Genomic DNA, 20,723 nt, shown 5'->3' with positions numbered 1-20,723 from the left:
AACCCGAGCGCTGCGGCCCCCAATGTCGGATCGGTGGGCCCGCCGACGGAGGTCGCCGACGGGGAGGTCGGTCAGGCGAGGTGCACGTTCTCGTGGCCCTCGGACGACAGCACCTCGTGCTTGACGTTGAGGAACAGGAACGTCACCAGCGCACCGACGAGGATCATGCCGGCGCCCACGAGGTAGGCGTGGCCGGAGCCGTAGGTCTGCGCCTGCAGCGCCACGTGGTGCTGCGCGGCCTGGAGCTGCTCCGGGCTCAGCGCGCCGGACTGCGCCCTGGCCTGCAGGGCGGCACCGAGCTCGGCGCCGCGGTCCTTCGCGGCGTTGGCGAAGACGGTGCTGAGGGTCGCCAGGCCGAGCGAGCCGCCGACCTGCTGCATCGTGTTGAGGACGGCCGACGCCACGCCGGAGTCCTCCTTGGCCACGCCGGCGGTGGCGGTGAGCGTCATCGGCACGAAGGTGAGGCCCATGCCGACCGAGAGGGTGACGATCCACGGCAGGAGGCCGCCGGCATACGAGCTGTCGACGCCGAGCCGCGAGAAGCCGAACATGCCCACCGACGCCAGCAGCGCACCGAAGCCGGAGATCCAGCGCGGGTCCACGCGGGTCATCAGGGTCGAGGCGACCTGCGCCGCGACGACGATGCCGGCCGAGAAGGGCAGGAACGCGAAGCCGGACTTCAGCGGCGAGTAGCCCAGCACCTGCTGGATGTACAGGCCGAGGAAGTAGAACATCGCGAACATCGCGGCACCGACGACGAGCATGACGACGAAGGACGTGCCGCGGGTGCGGTCGGCGAGGATCCGGATCGGCATCAGGGCGTGGCTCGAGCGGGCCTCGACGGCGACGAACGCGACGAGCAGGACGACGCCGAGCGCGAGCGTGGTGATGGTCGTCGCGGACGACCACGAGTCGGATGCCGCGTGCGTGAGGCCGTAGACGAGCGAGACGAGGCCGCCGGTGCCGAGGATGGCGCCAGGGACGTCGACCCGGCCCTCGGCGCGGACCGACTCGGGCAGGAAGCGCGGCGCCAGCAGGGCGACCGCCAGGCCGATCGGGACGTTGATGAACATCGTCCAGCGCCAGTCGATCTCGGTCAGCGCGCCGCCGAGGATGAGGCCGACGGCCGCACCGGCGCCGGACATCGCGGCGTACACACCCATGGCGCGGTTGCGGGCAGGCCCGGCCGGGAAGGTCGTGGTGATGAGCGCCAGGGCGGTGGGGGAGGCCAGCGCGGCACCGACACCCTGGAGGGCGCGGGCGCCGAGCAGCATCCCCTCGGTCTGCGCCAGGCCGCCGAGCAGCGAGGCGCCGGCGAAGAGCAGCACGCCGGTCATGAAGACCGTGCGGCGCCCGAAGAGGTCACCGAGGCGCCCGCCGAGGAGCAGGAGCCCGCCGAAGGCGAGGGTGTATGCCGTGACGACCCACGACAGGTTGTCCTGGGTGAACCCCAGGTCGGTCATGATGTGCGGCATCGCGATGTTCACGATGGTGCCGTCGAGCACGACCATGAGCTGGGCGGCGCTGATGACGGTGAGGGCGATGCCGAGGTGCCGGGTGCGGCCGACCTCGGCCTCCCCGGGCCCGGAGGCCGAGACGGGCTCGACGACAGCAGGAGATGACATGGGTTGTCCTTGGTGTGGGGTGGAGCGGTGGATGGGGAGATCAGGTGCGCGGCAGCGTCGCTGCGCAGGCGGGGAGGACGACGCTGTCCACCAGGAACGTGAGGCGCTCGCGGCTCGGGTGTGAGCCGGTCAGCATCGCCTCGTGGATGCTGATCGCCGGCAGCAGCCGGGCGAGGAGGTCGAGGTCGGCCTCCGGGCCCACCTCGCCCCGTTGTTGCGCCGCCTCGAAGATGCGGCGGGTGCCGGCCAGCTTGGGCCCGATGAGCCGGGTGAGGACCGCCTCGCCGAGCTCGGGGTCGCGGTGCATGGCCGTGACCAGCTGGCTGAACACCTGGATCGGCCGGTCCTCGCCGAGCCCGCCCTTGGCGCACGCCTGGGCGACGAGGTCGCCGCGGAGCGAGCCGGTGTCGGGGAAGCGGTCGGCCTCGACGCCCATCATGAGCTGGAGGGCGTCGACGACGAGGTCGACCTTGCTGGGCCACCGGCGGTAGAGCGTGGCCTTGGAGGCCTTGGCCGCCGCCGCGACGAGGTCGAAGCTGAACCGGTCGTAACCGTGCTCGACCAGGGTCTCGAGGGCCGCCTCGAGGATCTCGCGCTCGCGCTCCCCCTCGACGCGGGGTCGCGGCCGCGACTCCTCGACGGTGGCGGTGCTGCGGGCGGGGGTCATCAGGCGTCCTCGGATCGGTCGGGCATGGATGGAACGAAACTGTTTCGTTTCATCGAAACGGTAGATGGCGCCGATCCATTCCCGCAACCGGTATTCGTCGTCCCGGGTCTGGCACGTCCGTAGCGACGCGGCCGGGGGTGGCCGGCGAGCCGCCCGGGTAGCAGGCGACGCGCCCGGGGTGGCAGGCGACGCGGCCGGGAGTGCCGCGGAATCCCTCGCCGGGTTGCGGCGTTGGCACTGTCGAACGTCCGCAGACCTCACCGTTGGAGATCGCCGTGCAGAACCCGTCCGAGCTCTACCACTTCGAGACCGACACCGACCCGCAGGACCTGCGGGCGTCCGTCCTGGTGCTCGCGCTGGGCGGCTTCATGGATGCCGGCCACACCCAGAAGCTGCTGACCGAGCACCTGCTGTCGACCGGCGAGTCGACCGTGGTGGCGTCCTTCGACGCCGACCAGCTGCTCGACTACCGCAGCCGCCGCCCCACGATGGTGTTCGACACCAACCGCTGGGTCAGCTACGAGGACCCCTGCCTCGCGCTGCACCGGCTCACCGACCGCGACGGCACCCCGTACCTGCTCCTCACCGGTCCCGAGCCGGACTTCCAGTGGGAGCGCATGGCCGAGGCCATCCGCCAGCTCGTCGTCGCCCTCGGCGTCGACCTCGTGGTGACGGCGCACGGCATCCCCATGGCGGTGCCGCACACGCGGCCGATCGGCATGACGTCGCACGCCACCGACCCGCGGCTGATCCCGTTGCAGGAGAACCCGTTCGGTCGCGTCCAGGTCCCGGGCAGCCTGGCGTCGCTCGTCGAGCTGCGGCTGGGGGAGTCGGGCCACGACGCGATCGGCTTCGCCGTCCACGTGCCGCACTACCTCGCCCAGGCCGAGTTCGCCGACGGGGCGGTGACCGCCCTCAACGCGATCCTCGCCGCGACCGGCCTCAACCTGCCCATCGACGACCTGGTCGCGCAGGCGGGCCTCAACCGGGCCGAGATCGCGCGCGAGGTCGAGGGTTCCGAGGAGGTGGCCCAGGTCATCGCGGCTCTCGAGCGTCAGTACGACACGTTCCTCGAGGGGCGCCAGAAGCCGAGCCTCCTGGCCACCGACGTCAGCGACCTGCCCTCGGCCGACGAGATCGGGGCCGAGTTCGAGCAGTTCCTGCGGGAGATCGACGACCCCGGCAGCGACGGCCCCCGGGCCTGACCCCGCGTCCACGACGAGGCCCCCGGCACCGTGCCGGGGGCCTCGTCGTGTCGGGGTGGGTCAGACCTTGGCGTGCTTGGCGCGCGCGAAGCTGTACAGCCCGAACGCGGCGAACCCCAGTGCCATGACGACGAGCAGCAGCGTGCCGAACGGCTGTCCGCGCAGGGACTTCAGCGCGCCGTCCAACCCGCTGGCCTCCGTCGCGTCGTGGTGCACGCCCGCGGCGCAGAAGAGGAGGCCGACGATCGCCAGTGCCACGCCCTTGGCGATGTAGCCCACCCGTCCCGCGCGGCTGGCCCACGTGCCGGGGTGGTCCTCGAGGTCCCTGAGGAACTTCTTCGCCCAGCCCTTGTACACGTGGTAGGCGCCGACCCCGATGACCACCAGGCCGACGACGACGACGAGGGTGCGGCCCCCGGGCTTGGACATGAGCGAGGACGTGAAGTCGACGCTCTGCTTGCGGCTGTTGCTCGCACCGCCCCGGGCGAACGTGAGGGTCGACCACGCCAGGGCCAGGTAGACGACCGCCTTGGCCACGGCCTTGGCGCGCCCGCCCCAGGCGTCCCTGTCGTCGCCGGGGTGCCCCACGACCGCGTCGGCCACCTGCCAGACGCCGAGGCCGAGGAAGCCCACGACGCCGAGCCACAGGAGCACCTCACCGAGCGTGTTGTGCGCCAGCGAGCCCAGGGCGCCGCTCTGGTCGGCGTGGGCGTTCTTGCCGAACGCGATCTGCAGCGTGATCCAGCCGATGAGCAGGTGCAGCACCCCGCTCGTGGCGTACCCCACCCGCGCGGCCCCTTCGAGCGCCGGGTGGTCGGACGCCTCGCGGGCGACCTGTTTGACGTCGTGTCCGTCCATGCCCACACCCAACCACCAACGGGGCGCACCGGCAGCGCGCAAGCGGCATTTGCCCCGACTCCTGCGGGCTCCGGGCCCCGGGCCGTGGCCCGAGCTCAGCCCTTGGCCTCGGACCAGCGGCGCACGACCGAGGTGTCGGCGACGAACCGGACCGCGCTCGGTTGTGCCCACCGTCGGGCGCTGTCGGTGAGCGCCCTCTCCACCCGGGCCACCGCCTCCGCCGCGTGCTCCTCGGGGACGTGCACGAGGAGCTCGTCGTGCAGGCACAGGACGATCCGGGCACCGAGGTCGCGCGTGGTCGCGCGGACCGTGGCCGCCCACGCCTTGAACAGCTCGGCCGCCGAGCCCTGGATGACCGCGTTGCGGGCGAACCGGCCCCGCGCCGCGTCCCAGCCCGCGGCGTCCTGCGGCGGTGCGCCGACGAGCACCTCGTCCAGGCGGAGCAGGCGCCCCCCGAACGTGCGCAGGGGCCGGCGCCGCACGCCCGCGGCATACGCCTCGTCGAGGAAGGACATGGCGACGGGGTAGGCGCGCTCGAGACCCTTGAGTGCCTCGCCGGCCGCGCCGCTGCGCTGCCCGTACATCGCGGCCAGGACGGCGACCTTGGCAACGGAGCGCTCGACGCCCAGCCGGCTCGCCACGGGCGCGTACAGGTCGTCGGCGCGGGTCGCGTCGGCGAAGGCCCGGTCGCCGGACACCACGGCCAGCACGCGCGGCTCGATCTGCCCCAGGTCGGCGCGCACGAGCACGTGGCCCGGGTGGGCGGCGACCGCGGGACGCAGCTCGGTGGGCAGGTTGTGCAGCCCGTTCTGGGCGGTCATCCGTCCGGCCGCGCCGTCGCAGGCCGTCCAGGTGCCCCTCAACCGGTCGTCGGGGCCGACGTGCGCGTCGAGCCAGCCGTAGCCGTAGGTCGTCGCGATGCGCTCCGCCTTGCGCCACTCGAGCAGGGCCTCGACGACCGCGTGCGTGCCGCGGTAGGGCTCCAGCACCCCCTTGCGCGTGTTGGGCACGTCCACGCCGACCGCGGCGAGCAGCTCCTTGACCTGCGCCGGGTTGCGCAGGTCGGTGGACTCCCGGCCGGGCACGTGGCGCAGGACCGCGGCATCCCTGCGTGCCCGGGTGCGGCGCGCCTCGTCCTCGTCCGCCGGGCGTGGTCCCGCTGCCGCCGCGATGAGCGACTCCGCGGTGGCGCGGTCGAGGGGGAGTCCGTCGCGGGCCAGCTCGACGCACAGGAGGGCGGCGGCCGACTCGGAGTGGGCGGCCCCCACGGCCCGGTCGCCGACCTCGGCCAGCCGCTCCTGCTGCAGACGGGCGCACTCCAGCGCGGCCAGCGCCCACGCCACGAGCGCCTCGTCGTCAGGTGCCCACTGGGCGGTCCCCGCCTCGGCCGCGAGGTGCCCGTCGGGACGTACCACCGAGCCCGGGGCAGGCCCGTCGTCCGCTGCGTCGAAGTCGAAGAGGTCGCCGCGCCGGGCCTCCGGCACGCCGGCGGGGTCGAGGCCGTGCGCCACCGCCCACGCCTGCTGCGGCGTCGCCTCCCAGCCGCCGCGCAGCAGGCGGTGCGCCTCCGCGACGTCCCAGCACCGTGACACCGGTATGCCGTGAGCCACCAGGAGGTGGGCGTCGGTCGCGGCGGCCCACCAGACGAACCGGACGGGCCGTTCCGCAGCGCCGCGCTCGAGCTCGGCAGCCACGGCAACGGCCTCCTCGGCCGGCGCCACCACCCGGACGCCGCCACCGACGACGGCCGCCCGTCCTCCCGGGGAGGTGACGAAGGCGACGGGCTGCACGGGCATGACGGCGTCATCCTGTCACCCCCCACCAACGGCAGGGTCCCGGCACCGTCGTCGCCGGGCACCCGTCGGGCCGCGGCCACCCACGAGGGGCCACTCCACCGGCGGCAACCGGAAGTCGTCGTCCGCGAAGCCCCACAACGGCCACGAAATCGGACAGGGTGGACGGACCGGTCGGTCCACTCGGCCGACGGTCAGGTGACCCCCGCACGGGAACCCCAACCAGGAGGAACACATGTCCCACATCCGCAGACGTGGCCTGGCGCTCGCCGCATCGAGTGCCCTGCTCGCCGGTTCACTGCTCACCGCAGGGGCGGCGAGCGCGTCGACCGAGTCGGCCACGGCCGACTCCACGCCGGTCCCCACGGCGTTCGTCGACGGCTACCTCATGAGCTACGTGCTCAACACCAGGGTGGCCAACCCGGGCCAGACCCGGCTCGTCGAACAGGCCGTCCGCGACGCCGGCGGCGTCGTCGTCCAGTCATGGCCGCAGATCGGCGTCGTCGTCGCGCACTCCGACCGCGCGGCGTTCCGTACCGACGTCAGGCGGCTCGGCGGCAACGCGCTGGAGTCGGTCGGCGCGAGCCGCACCGCCGAGGTGAGCGAGGGCACCCCGACCGACCTGTCCGCCTCGTGGGGCCGTGGTGCGTCGGCATATAAGCAGGCCCACGCCAAGCCGGCGAACGGTGACCTCTCCGACGCCATGACGACCCCCGCAGCGCCCGTCGCCGACCCGCGCGAGGCCGAGCAGTGGGACATGGTGCAGATCAAGGCCGACCAGGCCCACACAATCACCGACGGCGACCGCAACGTCCTCGTCGGCGTGCTCGACAGCGGCATCGACCCCGACCACCCCGACCTGGCGCCGAACATCGACGTCGCCGACTCGGTGAGCTGCGTCGGCGCCGGACGCCCGAGCCAGGCCCCCGGCTCGTGGTACCCGACGACCTCCGACCACGGCACCCACGTGGCCGGCACCATCGGCGCCGCCCGCAACGGCACCGGCATCGTGGGCGTCGCCCCGAACGTGCGGATGGCCGCGGTGAAGGTCGTCAACGACGACGGGTTCATCTACCCCGAGTACGCGATCTGCGGCTTCGTCTGGGCGGGCATGCACAAGATGGACGTCACCAACAACAGCTACTACGTCGACCCGATGGAGTTCTGGTGCGGTGACCAGCCCGACCAGGCGGCCGTCCTCGAGGCCGTCGGCCGCGCCGTCCGCTGGTCGACCGAGCAGGGCGTCGTCCACGCGGCAGCTGCCGGCAACTCGGCCAAGGACCTCGCCAACAAGACCGAGGACACGGCCAGCCCGAACGACACCACGCCGATGACCCGCGTGATCAACAACGGCTGCAAGGACATCCCGACCGAGCTGCCCGGTGTCGTCACCGTCTCGGCGACCAACCGGGCCGAGCAGCTGGCGTCGTTCAGCAACCGCGGGCTCGGCGTCATCGACGTCGCCGCGCCGGGACGGACGATCCTGTCCACGGTCGTGAAGGACAACGGCTACGGCACCAAGAGCGGCACCTCGATGGCCTCACCGCACGTCGCCGGTGTGCTCGCGCTCATGAAGTCGGCGCACCCGACGTGGACGCCGGAGCAGATGGTCGCCAAGCTGCGCGCCCAGGCCGACGACCGGCCGTGCTCCGCCCCCGAGACCAGTGTCACGCCGACCCCGGCGTGCGTCGGGGGCACTGCGGACAACAGCTACTACGGGGAGGGCATCGTCGACGCCCTCGACGCGGTGCAGTGACCCGCTGAGCCACGGACGGCGCTCATCCCGGGCCTGACGACCGGGGCCGCGGCCCCCACCGGGGACCGCGGCCTCGTGTCGTCCGGGCTCGACAGCCGCCACGTCACCCCTGGGACTTCACGGCTGCTGGGACTTCAGGGCTGCTGGGACTTCAGGGCTGCCTGGCGCTTGATCCGGCTGAGCATCCCGACCATGCCGCGCAGCCGCAGCGGCGAGACGGCCTCACCGAGGTGGAACCGGTACGGCGCGTCCTCGGGCACGGCGAGCACCTCCTGCACGCTCAGCCCGTCGAGGCCCTCGTGCAGGATGCCGGCGAAGCCGCGGGTCGTCGGCGCCTCGGGCGGCGCGGAGAAGAAGAGGTGCACCGGCTGCTCCGCCGCGGGCCGCGGGTCGTCGTCCCCGTCGCCCACCTCGACGACGAGGAACAGCGGCGACTGGCACTCGTGCACCTGCTCCATCTCACCCAGCCGCCCGGCATACCGCTCGGGCAGGTCGGGCAGGCCCTCGCTGAACTCCAGCAGGAGCTCGAGGCGTTGCGGCGCAGCGAGGTCCGCGAAGTCGTCGGCGATCTCCTGCAGCGCCGCGGGGAGAGCAGCGGTGTCGGTCACTTGGGGGCGCCCTGCTCGACGGGGACGCGGACGCTGTTGCCCCACTCGGTCCACGAGCCGTCGTAGTTGCGCACGTCGTCGAACCCGAGCAGGTGGGTCAGGACGAACCAGGTGTGCGACGAGCGCTCGCCGATGCGGCAGTAGGCGACCGTCGGCTCGTGCGGGTCCAGGCCCTGCTCCTGCAGGTAGATCGCCTCGAGCTCCTCGCGCGACCTGAACGTGCCGTCCTCGTTGGCGGCCCGCGCCCACGGCACCGACTTCGCCCCGGGGATGTGGCCCCCGCGCATGGCGCCCTCCTGCGGGTAGTCGGGCATGTGCAGCAGCTCGCCGGAGTACTCGCCGGGGGAGCGGACGTCGACCAGCGGCTTGCCCAGGTGGGCCAGGACGTCGTCCTTGAAGGCGCGGATGGGTGCGTCGTCGCGCTCCACCACCGGGTATGCCGCGTCGCCCGTGCGCGGTGCGACCTCCGGGACCTCCCGGGTCAGCTCGCGGCCCTCGGCCACCCACTTCGCGCGACCGCCGTCGAGCAGGCGGACGTCCTCGTGGCCGAACAGGCTCATGACCCACAGGGCGTAGGCGGCCCACCAGTTGTTCTTGTCGCCGTAGATGACGACGGTGGTGTCGCGGCCGATGCCCCGCTCGGACATGACGCGCGCGAACTGCTCCGCATCGACGTAGTCGCGGACCACGGGGTCGTTGAGGTCCTGGTGCCAGTCCAGCTTGAGGGCGCCGGGGATGTGGCCGGTGTCGTAGAGCAGGACGTCCTCGTCGGACTCGAGCAGCGCCACGGCGCCCGGCGCCCCGGTGCCGACCCGGCCCGCCGCGACCTGCTCGGCGAGCCACTCGGTGCTGACGAGGCGCTCGGGGTGGGCGTACTGCTCGTGGGAGGGGGAGGTCGCGGTCATGCTCCAAGGCTAGACCGGGGGCGGTCGGGCGGACCGGTGAGGTCGCCGCTGCCGTGGCAGGATGAACCGGAGACGGACGACACCGGTGGAACTCGACCCGAAGGGGTGCTGACGTGGCTTTTCTCGGACGTGGCAGGGACGACGAGGAGGCGCGACCGCAGTCGGCGCTGGAGCTCGCGGCCCACCCGGAGGCCGACCCGGGACGGCTCGCCTCCACCGTCACCGGCCTGGTCGAGAACCTCCTGGACACCGGGATCGACGGCAAGGGCCGGTTCGACTCGGCGCAGAAGGTGGCCGACGTGAAGCGGGCGGAGCAGGCGACGGCCGAGGGAGCAGTGGACGCCGTCGTCCGCCAGCACCTCAAGCTCGGGGCCGCGGGCGGCTTCGTGACCGGCCTCGGCGGGTTCATCACGATGCCGGTGGCGCTGCCGGTGAACGTGCTCGAGTTCTACCTCGTGGCCACCCGCATGGTGGCGGCCGTGGCGTCCCTGCGCGGGTACGACATCAAGCAGCCGCAGATCCGCTCCGCCGTCCTGCTCACCCTCGTGGGCGCGGATGCCGACGACCTGCTCAGGAAGGCCGGCGTGCTCAGCACCGGGCGGCTGTCCAACCTGGCGGCGCAGCGCCTGCCCGGCCCGGCCCTCATGGTCGTCAACAAGGCGGTCGGCTTCCGGCTGCTGACGATGGCGGGCAAGAAGTCCCTCACGAAGCTCGGCAAGGGTGTGCCGATGGTCGGTGGAGTCCTGGGCGCCGGCCTCGACACCTACCTGCTGAACCGGATCGCCGCCCAGGCAAGGCACGAGTTCCCGCCGCGCAACACCTCGCACTGAGGCGGCGGGAGGGCCCGCGCAGTGCCGCGCGGGGAACCGCGGACCGGAATCCTGCGTCCGAGCCAGTCGTTGCACCCGAGACCGGGCCGCCCGGGCCCGGGACCAAGGAGGAGCCCATGGCCACCACCGCACGAGCGACCCGGCTGAACGCCGTCCGGTCGATCTTCAGCGCCATCCGCATCGCCAGCCGTCCCGGGTCGGCGGGCATGGGAGAGCGGCTGGCCAGCCTGCCGCGCCTGGTGCGCGCGACCTTCCGCGGCGAGTACACGGGCAGCTCCCGTGGCCGGCTGCTCGCCATGCTCGGCGCGGTCCTGTACGTCGTGTCGCCGGTGGACCTCGTCCCCGAGGCGTTCCTGTCGGTGCTGGGTCTCGCCGACGACGCGGTCGTGCTGTCCTGGGTCGCCGCGGCCGTCGTGACCGAGACCGAGTCCTTCCTCGCCTGGGAGCGGATGCAGCCGGGGCGCGCCCGGGCCGCCGGCCCCTCGGCGGCCGCCCGCGAGACCGTGGACGGGCACGTGGTGCGCTGACGGCACCGTGGTGCGCCGACGCGCACGTGGTGCGCCGACGCCCTCGCGTCCACAGCCCCGGCCCCGGCCGCCCTCCGTCCACAGGAGGACGACCGGGGCTGTCCGCGTCCCGGGGAAACGGTGAGGGTCGGGGCATGGAACCGATCCGGCTCACGAGCCCTTCCGACGTCCTGGCCCTGCTGCCCTACCAGCTCGGCTACCACCCGCACGACGCCGTCGTCGTGGTGACCGTGCACGGCCGCACCGTGGGGCTGGTCGAGCGCATCGACATCCCGCCCCCTCAGCACATGGTCGAGGCGGCCGACGCGATGGTCGGACCCCTGCTGTCGGACCTCCCCGACGCTGCCGTCCTCGTGGGCTACGAGTCCACCCCCGGCGCGAGCCTGCCGCTGCTCGACCAGCTCCGCAGCGGTTGCCGCCTCGCCGGGATCGAGGTGCTCGACCGGGTCGTCGTGCGCGACGGGAGGTGGTACTCGCCCGACTGCCGGGACGGGTGCTGCCCCGGGGATGGGCGGCCGGTGGAGGAGCCCGCGGCCCACCCCGGTGTGGCCGAGCTGGTCGCCATGGGGGTGTCGCCGCTTCCGTCCCGCGCGGCGCTCGCCGGCGTCGTCACCGCCGACCCGGTCATCGCCCCCGTGGTGGCTCGCGCGCTCTCGCGGAGGCGCGCGGCCGGCCTGCGGCCGGCAACGGGTCCACACGGCTCGGTGGACGACCGGCGGGCGTGGCTGGTGCAGTGGGGTGAGGCGGTCGACGTGGCCGAGGAGGCCCCCGAGGTGCAGGACACGTCGCCGGCGACCGTGGCCGAGCTCGTGCTGAGCCTGCAGGACGTCGAGCTGCGTGACGGGCTGATCGCACGGTGGTGTCCCGACACGCTCCCGCTGGAGGCCCTGGGCGCACCGCTGGCCCACCAGCTGCGCACCCTGCTGCCCGACCCGGCCTGGGCCGTGGGGGAGGAGGCGCCGGCGGCCGGGCGCCGCGTGCTCGCCCGACTGCAGTGGCTGGCACGAGCGGTGCCGGACGAGGACGCGGCCCCCGTCCTCACCGTCCTGGCCAGCCTCGCGTGGTGGCTCGGTGACGGCGCCGTCGCTCGCGAGGCGCTCGACCGGGCGCTCGACGCCCGTCCCGACTACCGGTTGGCCCGGCTGCTCGAGCGGATGGTCGACCTGGGTGTCCGGTCGCGCTCCGACCGGCCACCGGGGAGGGGGCTGGCGACCCCCGCCTGAGTGGTTCGGGGCCGCCATCGGTGTCCCACGTCCCGGACGGCATGTGCCGAGGCGGCCCTGCTTCGTATCATGGGGTCCAAGGTCATGAGTTCCAGCGCGAAGCCCCGGCTCGCTGGACGGCAACCCTCCTCGCGGTGGGGTGCCCCGGGTGATGACCGGGCCCACCTCACCGGCTGGGCAAGCGCGAGCACCGCAGGAGCCCTCCATGACCACCACGTCCCGACGTCCGAGCACCTCCGCGGCCTGGCGGGTGGGTGACCACCCGGGCCGCCGCCGGTTCGTGCGCCTCGGTGCGGTCGAGCTCGAGCGCGGCGGCGTCCTGCCCGACGTGACCCTCGCCTACGAGACCTGGGGCGAGCTCAACGCCGCCAGTGACAACGCCGTGCTGGTCGAGCACGCCCTGACCGGGGACAGCCACGTCGTCGGCCCGGCCGGGCCCGGCCACCCGACGGCCGGGTGGTGGGACGGGCTCATCGGTCCCGGTCGCCCCATCGACACCGACCGCTGGTTCGTCGTCGCGGCCAACGTGCTGGGCGGCTGCCAGGGCAGCACCGGCCCGGCCAGCGAGGCCCCGGACGGCCGGCCGTGGGGGAGCCGCTTCCCGTTCGTCACCGTGCGCGACCAGGTGCGCACCGAGGCCCTCCTCGCCGACGAGCTCGGTGTCGACGCCTGGCGGCTCGTGCTCGGCGGCTCCATGGGCGGCATGCGGGTGCTCGAGTGGGCGGTGACCTACCCGCAGCGCGTCCGGTCGGCCGTGGTCCTGGCCAGCACGGCGCACGCGACGGCCGAGCAGATCGCGTGGTGCCAGCCCCAGCTGCTCGCCATCCGCTCCGACCCGGCCTTCCGCGGCGGTGACTACTACGACCAGGACACCGGGCCCGACACCGGCCTGGGGATCGCCCGTCGGATCGCGCACGTGACCTACCGCAGCGAGATCGAGCTGCACGACCGGTTCGGCCGGGCACCGCAGGGTGGGGAGGACCCCCTCGGGGGGCGCGGCCGCTACGCGGTCGAGTCCTACCTGGACCACCACGCGGGCAAGCTGGCCGGCCGGTTCGACGCGAACTCCTACCTGGTGCTCACGGAGGCGATGAGCTCGCACGACGTGGGCCGTGGGCGCGGAGGGGTCGCCGCGGCCCTGTCGGCGGTCACCGCCGACCTCACCGTCGTCGCGGTCGACAGCGACCGCCTGTACCCGCCGCGGTTGTCGCGCGAGATCGCCGAGGCCGTGCCCGGCGCACGGCTGGTGACGGTGCACTCCGACTACGGACACGACGGTTTCCTCATCGAGGTGGACCAGGTCGGCGCCATCCTGTCGGGCGTGCTCGCAGTCCCTGCCTGACCGGTCGATATCCGGTACGGTCGGCACGGCGGCCGAGGCCGCTCGTCGACGAACGAGGAGGTTCCTGTGGCCATCGTGGTGGGTTACGTCCCGACCAAGGAAGGGCGCGCGGCCCTGCGCCGCGCAGCGGACGAGTCGCTGCTGCGCAAGTCCAAGCTCATCGTCATCAACTCCCAGCGGGGTGGCCGCGACTACGACTCCGACGAGGCCCAGCGGTTCGAGAACGAGCTGTCGCGCATCCAGGGCGAGCTCGACCGCGAGGGCCTCGAGCACGAGGTGCGCCAGCTGGTGCGCGGCAACGAGCCCGCCGAGGACCTCATCGCCGTCGCCGAGGAGGAGCAGGCGGACTTCATCGTCATCGGCCTGCGCCGGCGCACGCCGGTGGGCAAGCTGATCCTCGGCTCCAACGCCCAGCGGATCCTGCTCGACGCGTCCTGCCCCGTGCTGGCGGTGAAGGCCGAGGGCTGACCCCTCGGCTGCGGCACGCCCGCGACTGCGCGGGCACAACCTTGGCACGGTGCCAGAGCCGGAGATTCGCACGCGAGCTGGCGTCCCGGTGCGGACGACCGCTCCCTCGAACGCCTCGCGACGGGGAGAATTTGCGCACGGATGCAGGTTTGCGGGGCATCTCGTTTTACAATGTCACCATCGAGGTCGGCCAGAGCCCAGCTCCCGGCAGCCCCGGCAATACTTCCGCCCCCGCAGTTGTTGTCACAGGCATCCCCCCGGTGTGCCCGTGATGGCGCGCGCCGTGCCGCGAGTCCGCGACGAAAGGTAGTCCGTGTCGCCTGTGTCCAAGAAGGCTGCGAGCCCCGCACCCGCTCTTCCCCCGGAGTTCTCCCTGCCGTCGCTGCAGAAGCTGCTCCAGCAGGGACGCACCCACGGGTCGGTCGACTCCGCGCAGCTGCGTGAGGCGCTCGAGGGGGCCGAGATCGAGCCCAAGCGGATGAAGGTCGTGCTGCGCTCGCTCGACGAGCAGGGCATCCACGTCACGCTCGACGCGGCGACTGCCTCGCGTGCCGTCGCGGCGACGAACACCCGGACCCGCACCACGGCGTCGGCCAAGAAGACCGCCGCGAAGAAGACCGCCGCCAAGGACGCCCCCGCCAAGAAGGCTGCCGCCAAGACCACTGCCACCACGAAGTCGGCCGCCAAGGCTGCGCCGGCCTCCGGTGGCACGGCAGCCGCGGGCACCGCCGCCAAGGCGCCGCCCCGGACGGCGAAGGCCACCACCACGAAGAAGGCAGCCGCTGCCGCAGCCGGAACGGCTGCTGCCCCGGCCAAGGGCCCGGCCACCAAGGCCACGGCCAAGAAGGCCGCCGCCTCCAAGGCCGCCGCGGGCGAGGCCCCCGACGGTCCCGACGCCGAGGACCTGCCCGAGGAGGAGCTCGAGGACGACGAGCCCGAGCCCACCGACGTGGTCGAGTCCGAGCTCGAGGAGGTCGACGTCGAGGAGACGGAGGCCGAGGAGGAGAAGGCCGAGGAGGACGAGAAGACCGGCTTCGTCCTGCGCGACGACGACGAGGAGGACGCCCCCGTCCAGCAGGTCGTCACCGCCGGCGCCACCGCCGACCCGGTCAAGGACTACCTCAAGCAGATCGGCAAGGTCGCCCTCCTCAACGCCGAGCAGGAGGTCGAGCTCGCCAAGCGGATCGAGGCCGGCCTGTTCGCCGAGGAGCGCCTGAACTCCGGCGACAAGCTGGACATGAAGCTCAAGCGCGAGCTGTGGTGGATCGCCCAGGACGGCAAGAAGGCCAAGAACCACCTGCTCGAGGCCAACCTGCGCCTCGTGGTCTCCCTCGCCAAGCGCTACACCGGCCGCGGCATGCTCTTCCTCGACCTGATCCAGGAGGGCAACCTTGGCCTGATCCGTGCGGTCGAGAAGTTCGACTACACCAAGGGCTACAAGTTCTCCACGTACGCGACGTGGTGGATCCGCCAGGCCATCACCCGTGCCATGGCCGACCAGGCCCGCACCATCCGCATCCCGGTGCACATGGTCGAGGTCATCAACAAGCTGGCCCGCGTGCAGCGCCAGATGCTCCAGGACCTCGGGCGCGAGCCCACCCCGGAGGAGCTCGCCAAGGAGCTCGACATGACCCCCGAGAAGGTCGTCGAGGTCCAGAAGTACGGTCGCGAGCCCATCTCGCTGCACACCCCGCTCGGCGAGGACGGCGACTCCGAGTTCGGTGACCTCATCGAGGACTCCGAGGCGGTCGTGCCGGCGGACGCCGTGAGCTTCACGCTCCTGCAGGAGCAGCTGCACTCGGTGCTCGACACCCTCTCCGAGCGCGAGGCAGGCGTCGTCTCGATGCGGTTCGGCCTCACCGACGGCCAGCCCAAGACCCTCGACGAGATCGGCAAGGTCTACGGCGTGACCCGCGAGCGGATCCGACAGATCGAGTCCAAGACGATGTCCAAGCTGCGCCACCCGAGCCGCAGCCAGGTCCTGCGCGACTACCTGGACTGACCGGTCGGGCCGAGATCCCGCGTTTCGAACAGGTCAGGTGCCCTCCGGGGCACCTGACCTGTCTCGTTCCGAGGCTGCACCTCGTCACGGTGCGGCCCGCGGGTTCTCGACGCGGGACCGACGGTCGCAGCACTCCCGCACAAGCATCGCGGTGGACCCGTACCCCGTGGAGACTGCGCGGTTCGTGTGAGGCTGCCTACGTTTGATGTGGGATGACCCATTCATGCAGGGAGGTCCAAGGTGGGCTGATGAGCGCATCGATGCCTGAGAGGACACGACCATGCAGCCAGCCAGCCCCCACGCCCGCGTCCGCACCGTCAGGATGGCGCTCCACGCCGCCGCTGCCACCGCCGTCCTCGTCCCCGCCGGCGAGGCCGGCGCCCGGGGCGGCGGCTGGCGCCTGACCTCGCTCGGTCCTGATGACCTGATCGGCGGCTGCAGGCACGCCCGGTGCACCTGACGTCCATGGACGACCGTGAGTACGAGCGTGACACCGCCGGCGGCCCATCGATCTCACCCAGCGCGCCGACGGGTCCATGCCATCGCCCGCGCTTCCTCGTCACGTGATCGACGTCTCTGTTCTCGTCGGTCCCAGCTGAGCCCGGAGCGCTGGCACTCGCTGCACCAGGACGTGCCGGCACCGGTGGGCAGGCTGGCCGCGGGCCACGCCTTCACGGGTGGGGATCGACTCCACCTGACTGGCACCTGGGTGCTCTGCGCGGCAGGTGCGCCTTGTCCGTCCAAGCACGACGCGAGGAGATGCAGGGCTGAGCGAAGAGGAGTTGTCTGTCGATGTACCAACGTGCCCAACTCAAGCAGCGGATCAACAGGATCGGCAACGACGCGAAGACAACCGCCCATCGCCTGCGCCGGTTCGGGGAGGATCTCCCACAGTCCGTCAGCACCGCTTCGCGGCCGGGGCGGTCCCTGATCCTCGCCGTCTTCTCGCTCGCGATCCTGGTCCGGCTGGCCCCGCTCCTCTGGACCTCCGCCCTGACCGGCGAGAGCGACATGTATGACGACGGCGTCTACTTCGCGGCGGCGCAGCATCTCGTGGCCGGCCAGCTCCCATACCGGGACTTCGTCATGGTCCACCCGCCCGGGATAGCGGTGGCGATGGCTCCGTTCGCCGCCCTGGGCCACGTCATCGGTGACGGCAATGCCTTCGCGGCTGCCCGGCTCCTCCTCATGGCTGTCGGAGCCGTGAACGCGGTTCTTGTGACCTGGATCGCCGGGCGGCAAGGAGTCGTTGCGGGTGCGGTCGGCGGACTGCTGTATGCCGTCTGGTGGCCGGCGGCCAGTGCCGAGACCACGGTGTTCCTCGAGCCGATCCTGAACCTGCTGCTTCTCCTGGCGGTCGGGCTTCTGACGGGAAGGGCTCCCTCGCCAAGACGGACCGCCGCTGCCGGGTTGCTGATGGGTGCCTCGGTGAGCGTCAAGCTGTGGCCAGCGCCTGTGCTGGTGGTACTCGTCGTCTGGCTGTTCCGGACCCGCGGGCTCCGGGAGGCGCGCCGGTTTGCAGTCGGCTGTGCTGTCTCCCTCGTGGCGGTGCTCGGCCCCTTCTTCATGTTCGCGCCTCGCCAGATGTGGAGCATGGTCGTCCTGGACCAGGTGTCCAGGACCAACGTCCCGTCCGCCGAACAGTCGATCGCCGATCGGTTGCTCCCGTTCGCCGGCGCGTCGTCCCACTTGGACACCGTGGTGCCGGCAGGAGTGGTCTACCTCGTCAGCGCGGCCGCTCTCGTGGGCATCGTCCTGCTCGTGCGGGCCGTGCCGGGGGGTCTGCTGTGGTTCTGCATCCTGTGTACCCAGCTGGTCGAGCTGCTCCTGTCCTCCAACTACTACGGCACGCACTATCCGGCCTTCGCGGCCGCAAGCCTCGCGGTCCTCTGCGGACTCGCCGCGGGCCGTGGGCTGCAGCTGCTCCGCCATGGTGTGCGGCTGCGCCTGACGGGCGCCCTGACCATGACGGTCCTCCTCGTCTTCCTCGCCTCAAGCACTGCCATCGGCGTGCGCAGAGGCCAGGAGGGCGCCGTGGACAACTCCGCACTCCGCTCGTTCGCCCACGGGCACCGATGCGTGTTCACGTCATCGACCGTCGCCATCATCGCGGACCAGGAGAGTCGGAACATCGACCACCGCTGCGGCTACCAGGTCGACTTGTTCGGACTCTTCCTCGAGGAGAATCGCTCGGGCGGAACAGGGGGGAAGACGGTCTCGAAGCTGAGCGTCCCTGCATGGCAGCAGCACGTCCAGGAGGAGATCGTTCGGAGTGACGCGGTGATCCTGAACCTGAAGTACGAGGACTGGGAGACATGGACTCCCGCGACCCGCAGCGCGTTCCTGAGCCGGTTCAAGAACGCCGGTCGCATCGGCTTGCTGCAGCTGTGGGAGGTGGACAGGTCATGAGGGTCCACCGGCTCCACGTGGTTCCGCCTGCGGATCCCGCTGGGGTGCTTCCAGCGCGCTCCCACCTCGGCTGAGCTGTCGGTCGACGAGCGAAGGCCCCCCGGGGAGCACTCCTGGGGGGCCTTCGTGGTCGTCGGGAGGGGACAAGGTCGCTCACTCAGGGTGGACCGGGATGGCGCGCAGCCGTCCGGCGTCGCAGAGGACCACCAGCTCCTCCGCCGTCGTCTCGCCGAGTGCCGCCAGCACCGCCTCCGCGGACACGGGCTCGCGGGACGGCGCGAGCGCTCCGGGCTGTTTGGGTGCTGGGGGCGCCGCTGACGCCGCGGGAGCCGCGGGAGCCGCGGGAGTTGGGGGAGTTGCGGGAGTTGCGGGAGTTGCGGGCGCCGCGGCGGCATACCCGTCGTCCGTGCGGCTCCACGCCTGGACCCGACCGCCGGTGCTGCGCGCGAGGGTCCGGGCCAGGTCGGGGTCGTGGGGACCGAGGACCAGGACGTAGCGCGGGCCGCGCCGGTGGGTCGGTGCGGCGGCGCGGTCGGCCCGGTACACGGTCCAGTGGTATGCCGCCACGGCGGCCGCGGCGAGCAGGATACCGAGCGCGAACCGCGCGCTGCGCAGCGTGGCCGCACCCAGGGTGTCCCTGAACGCGGCGTCGAAGAACTGGTAGACCGCGACGATGAGGGTCACGACGGCCGCGATGCTGCTGGCGCCCAGCAGGACGAACAGGTAGGCGCGCCGCGTGGGCGACTCGAGCTCGGTCCGCGGCTCGGCGTGGACGGCGCGCTGCGCCAGGCGCCAGTAGAACGCCCACACAGGAGCCCCGACGGCCAGCAGGGTCACGGCGGCGAGCACGGTGTTGACGGGGCTCGCGCCGGTCAGGACCGTGCTGCTCGTGGCGCCCTCGAGCGCGGCGACGACCAGCGTCGCGACGCCGGCGGCCGCGGCGACGAGGGCAGCGCCGGCCAGGAGGTACTCGTAGACGCGGCGAGCCTCCGTCCGCGCGAGGTGCTCAGCCTGCTCGAGCACGGCGCGGTGGTACCACCACACGAGGGCGCCCGCCACGACGAGCCCGGCCGCCTCCGGGGAGCCGGCGAAGTGGCCCGCGGCAGACGACGCGGTGGGCCGCCCGGCGAGCCACACGAGGGCGTCGTAGAGCACGGTGCTCGCGGCCACCAGCCCCACGACGAACCCGGCGCCCACGCCCGCCAGCAGCGTGTACGCGACCCACCAGCCGGTCCTCGGCTCGCGGTGGGCGGTGCGCACCCAGTACTGCACCCAGACCACCGCACCCACGGCCAGCGTCACGCCGGCGTGCAGGGCGGGGTGGCCGCCGGTCGTGAGCAGGTCCGTCGGCATCGAGAACAGGGCGCGGACCCCGACCGCCACGAGGGTGCCGAGCCCGGCGGCGGCCGTCCACAGCCCCATGCCCGAACCGGCGAGGTGGTGCAGGACCCGGTGGCCCTGCGGCACGGACCGTCCCTCGACCCACCAGAGGCCGCCCCAGGTGGCGCCCCACACGACGGTCGAGGCGAGGGCCCCGCTGTCGTACGCCCGCACCCCCACTGCCCAGTCGAGGACCACCTGCACGGCCGACACGGTGACGGCGAGGGCGGTGAGCGACGCGACCGTGACGAAGGCCGCCCACGCCGTCGAGCGACCCTCCTCGGCCTGTTGCTGGAGCTGCCGGCGCGTGGAGATCGCCAGCGCCAGCAGCAGGGGCAGGCCCACGAGGGTGAAGGTGAGGTTGCGCGCCAGGTCGGTCTCGTCGGCCCGCGCGAGCGTGCCGCCCTCGAGGGCCCGGCCCAGCAGGCCGGAGACGCCGATCGCCGTGACGACCAGCAGGCCGAGGAGCAGGAGGTACTGGAAGAAGTGCCGCACCACGTGGACGTCCACGGGTCCGGCTGCGGTCCGGCCCGCGAACCGCCGGGAGGCCAGGACGACCCCGACGACGAGGAGCACCAGCAGGAGCAGGGCAGAGATCATTTCGAGCCTCCTGTGCAGTCGTAGAGCGGCCACGGGGTGCCCTCGAGCAGCCAGCGGCCGCTCGTGCGGGTCAGGTGGTAGACGTGCTCCTCGGACTTGCCCACGGCGAACGGGCCGCCGGAGCCCGAGCGGTCCACGACCACCTGCACCTGTGCGGTGTCCGTCCCGGTGGTGGTGTGGACGAGGTCGACCCGCGTGCTGTCCGCGACCGCGACAGAGGCGAGGTCCTGCTGGTCGCAGCTGCCGGAGGGGGACAGGTACCCGGCGGCCTGTTCGGTGTCACCCCGCAGGACCGCGACGAGGTACGCCTGGACCGTGGCCTCGGGGGAGCCGGCCGCGTAGTGGGTGGTCCCGCGGGTGGACGACAGCACGGCTGCGGCGGCCGCGAGGACGACGAGTGCGCCCACCACGACCGCCAGGACGCGGGTGGGGCTCCTGCTCATGCCCTCATGCTCGAGGGCCGGGACGGGCCCCGGCAGGGGCTTGGGTCCCGGGTTCCGTGGCCCTCCGGCCCCGCTGCGCCGC

Annotated in this window: 18 protein-coding genes and 1 riboswitch; of the genes, 10 read left to right on the top strand and 8 right to left on the bottom strand. The window is 72.7% G+C overall.

Annotated elements, in window-relative coordinates:
• Positions 1 to 71 precede the first annotated feature (71 nt).
• Entirely contained in the window at positions 72 to 1,625 is a 1,554-nt protein-coding gene (locus ACFUC1_RS08455) for an MFS transporter (protein ID WP_379118594.1), read from the bottom strand.
• Positions 1,626 to 1,665: 40 nt separating this feature from the next.
• Positions 1,666 to 2,292: a TetR/AcrR family transcriptional regulator gene (locus ACFUC1_RS08450; protein ID WP_379118592.1), complete on the bottom strand. Its 627-nt coding sequence runs from the start codon at positions 2,290 to 2,292 to the stop codon at positions 1,666 to 1,668.
• A 275-nt stretch (positions 2,293 to 2,567) separates the two neighbouring features.
• On the opposite strand from ACFUC1_RS08450, the gene ACFUC1_RS08445 reads away from it, so the two are divergent.
• A complete protein-coding gene (locus ACFUC1_RS08445; protein WP_379118590.1) occupies positions 2,568 to 3,497 on the top strand; it encodes a PAC2 family protein in 930 nt (309 codons plus the stop codon).
• Between the two features lie 60 nt (positions 3,498 to 3,557).
• Here the strand turns inward: ACFUC1_RS08445 and ACFUC1_RS08440 are convergent, their stop codons facing one another.
• Together ACFUC1_RS08440 and ACFUC1_RS08435 are read right to left on the bottom strand one after the other, a co-directional pair.
• Positions 3,558 to 4,355: a DUF1206 domain-containing protein gene (locus ACFUC1_RS08440; RefSeq protein WP_379118588.1), complete on the bottom strand. Its 798-nt coding sequence runs from the start codon at positions 4,353 to 4,355 to the stop codon at positions 3,558 to 3,560.
• Between the two features lie 95 nt (positions 4,356 to 4,450).
• Positions 4,451 to 6,151 (bottom strand): DNA polymerase, encoded by a 1,701-nt coding sequence (locus ACFUC1_RS08435; protein ID WP_379118585.1) that lies wholly within the window; start codon positions 6,149 to 6,151, stop codon positions 4,451 to 4,453.
• 232 nt (positions 6,152 to 6,383) lie between these two features.
• Between ACFUC1_RS08435 and ACFUC1_RS08430 the strand changes: the two genes are divergently transcribed.
• The gene (locus ACFUC1_RS08430) at positions 6,384 to 7,904 is read left to right on the top strand and encodes a S8 family serine peptidase (RefSeq protein ID WP_379118583.1); all 1,521 of its coding nucleotides are present in this window, start codon (positions 6,384 to 6,386) and stop codon (positions 7,902 to 7,904) included.
• Between the two features lie 134 nt (positions 7,905 to 8,038).
• Here ACFUC1_RS08430 and ACFUC1_RS08425 read toward each other — a convergent pair whose 3' ends face one another.
• Together ACFUC1_RS08425 and ACFUC1_RS08420 are read right to left on the bottom strand one after the other, a co-directional pair.
• A complete protein-coding gene (locus ACFUC1_RS08425; RefSeq protein ID WP_379118581.1) occupies positions 8,039 to 8,512 on the bottom strand; it encodes a SufE family protein in 474 nt (157 codons plus the stop codon).
• Positions 8,509 to 9,417 carry a sulfurtransferase gene (locus tag ACFUC1_RS08420; RefSeq protein WP_379118579.1) on the bottom strand — a complete coding sequence of 303 codons (909 nt, stop codon included), beginning with the start codon at positions 9,415 to 9,417 and terminating at the stop codon, positions 8,509 to 8,511. The genes ACFUC1_RS08425 and ACFUC1_RS08420 overlap by 4 nt, the downstream gene beginning before the upstream one ends.
• Positions 9,418 to 9,530: 113 nt before the next feature.
• On the opposite strand from ACFUC1_RS08420, the gene ACFUC1_RS08415 reads away from it, so the two are divergent.
• From ACFUC1_RS08415 to ACFUC1_RS08380, 8 genes are all read left to right on the top strand, one after another.
• Positions 9,531 to 10,247, top strand: coding sequence for an EcsC family protein (locus ACFUC1_RS08415; RefSeq protein ID WP_379118576.1), 717 nt, complete (start codon positions 9,531 to 9,533; stop codon positions 10,245 to 10,247).
• Between the two features lie 116 nt (positions 10,248 to 10,363).
• A complete protein-coding gene (locus tag ACFUC1_RS08410) occupies positions 10,364 to 10,774 on the top strand; it encodes a YkvA family protein (protein WP_379118574.1) in 411 nt (136 codons plus the stop codon).
• 134 nt (positions 10,775 to 10,908) lie between these two features.
• The gene (locus ACFUC1_RS08405) at positions 10,909 to 11,997 is read left to right on the top strand and encodes a DUF4192 domain-containing protein (protein WP_379118572.1); all 1,089 of its coding nucleotides are present in this window, start codon (positions 10,909 to 10,911) and stop codon (positions 11,995 to 11,997) included.
• 80 nt (positions 11,998 to 12,077) lie between these two features.
• A riboswitch (SAM riboswitch) is annotated at positions 12,078 to 12,187 on the top strand.
• Between the two features lie 15 nt (positions 12,188 to 12,202).
• Entirely contained in the window at positions 12,203 to 13,339 is a 1,137-nt protein-coding gene (locus tag ACFUC1_RS08400) for a homoserine O-acetyltransferase (RefSeq protein ID WP_379118569.1), read from the top strand.
• A gap of 66 nt (positions 13,340 to 13,405) precedes the next feature.
• A complete protein-coding gene (locus ACFUC1_RS08395; protein WP_379118567.1) occupies positions 13,406 to 13,807 on the top strand; it encodes a universal stress protein in 402 nt (133 codons plus the stop codon).
• Between the two features lie 313 nt (positions 13,808 to 14,120).
• Positions 14,121 to 15,809, top strand: coding sequence for an RNA polymerase sigma factor (locus tag ACFUC1_RS08390; protein ID WP_379118565.1), 1,689 nt, complete (start codon positions 14,121 to 14,123; stop codon positions 15,807 to 15,809).
• Between the two features lie 280 nt (positions 15,810 to 16,089).
• A complete protein-coding gene (locus ACFUC1_RS08385; RefSeq protein WP_379118564.1) occupies positions 16,090 to 16,269 on the top strand; it encodes a hypothetical protein in 180 nt (59 codons plus the stop codon).
• A gap of 332 nt (positions 16,270 to 16,601) precedes the next feature.
• Positions 16,602 to 18,218, top strand: coding sequence for a glycosyltransferase 87 family protein (locus ACFUC1_RS08380; protein WP_379118561.1), 1,617 nt, complete (start codon positions 16,602 to 16,604; stop codon positions 18,216 to 18,218).
• Positions 18,219 to 18,371: 153 nt separating this feature from the next.
• On the opposite strand, the gene ACFUC1_RS08375 is transcribed toward ACFUC1_RS08380, so the two are convergent.
• Positions 18,372 to 20,198: a DUF5671 domain-containing protein gene (locus ACFUC1_RS08375; protein WP_379118558.1), complete on the bottom strand. Its 1,827-nt coding sequence runs from the start codon at positions 20,196 to 20,198 to the stop codon at positions 18,372 to 18,374.
• A complete protein-coding gene (locus tag ACFUC1_RS08370) occupies positions 20,195 to 20,641 on the bottom strand; it encodes a hypothetical protein (protein ID WP_379118555.1) in 447 nt (148 codons plus the stop codon). The genes ACFUC1_RS08375 and ACFUC1_RS08370 overlap by 4 nt, the downstream gene beginning before the upstream one ends.
• Positions 20,642 to 20,723 lie beyond the last annotated feature (82 nt).

Source organism: Pedococcus sp. NPDC057267, assembly GCF_042668795.1.
Lineage (GTDB): Bacteria > Actinomycetota > Actinomycetes > Actinomycetales > Dermatophilaceae > Pedococcus.
Note: the sequence above shows the minus strand (reverse complement) of the source record. Positions and strands in the feature narration are given on the sequence as shown.

Coding starts and splice junctions, on each gene's coding strand:
- ACFUC1_RS08435 (WP_379118585.1), bottom strand. CDS start 6,151: ATGCCCGTGCAGCCCGTCGCCTTCGTCACCTCCCCGGGAGGACGGGCG.
- ACFUC1_RS08455 (WP_379118594.1), bottom strand. CDS start 1,625: ATGTCATCTCCTGCTGTCGTCGAGCCCGTCTCGGCCTCCGGGCCCGGG.
- ACFUC1_RS08450 (WP_379118592.1), bottom strand. CDS start 2,292: ATGACCCCCGCCCGCAGCACCGCCACCGTCGAGGAGTCGCGGCCGCGA.
- ACFUC1_RS08420 (WP_379118579.1), bottom strand. CDS start 9,417: ATGACCGCGACCTCCCCCTCCCACGAGCAGTACGCCCACCCCGAGCGC.
- ACFUC1_RS08385 (WP_379118564.1), top strand. CDS start 16,090: ATGCAGCCAGCCAGCCCCCACGCCCGCGTCCGCACCGTCAGGATGGCG.
- ACFUC1_RS08440 (WP_379118588.1), bottom strand. CDS start 4,355: ATGGACGGACACGACGTCAAACAGGTCGCCCGCGAGGCGTCCGACCAC.
- ACFUC1_RS08380 (WP_379118561.1), top strand. CDS start 16,602: ATGTACCAACGTGCCCAACTCAAGCAGCGGATCAACAGGATCGGCAAC.
- ACFUC1_RS08405 (WP_379118572.1), top strand. CDS start 10,909: ATGGAACCGATCCGGCTCACGAGCCCTTCCGACGTCCTGGCCCTGCTG.
- ACFUC1_RS08430 (WP_379118583.1), top strand. CDS start 6,384: ATGTCCCACATCCGCAGACGTGGCCTGGCGCTCGCCGCATCGAGTGCC.
- ACFUC1_RS08400 (WP_379118569.1), top strand. CDS start 12,203: ATGACCACCACGTCCCGACGTCCGAGCACCTCCGCGGCCTGGCGGGTG.
- ACFUC1_RS08375 (WP_379118558.1), bottom strand. CDS start 20,198: ATGATCTCTGCCCTGCTCCTGCTGGTGCTCCTCGTCGTCGGGGTCGTC.
- ACFUC1_RS08410 (WP_379118574.1), top strand. CDS start 10,364: ATGGCCACCACCGCACGAGCGACCCGGCTGAACGCCGTCCGGTCGATC.
- ACFUC1_RS08370 (WP_379118555.1), bottom strand. CDS start 20,641: ATGAGCAGGAGCCCCACCCGCGTCCTGGCGGTCGTGGTGGGCGCACTC.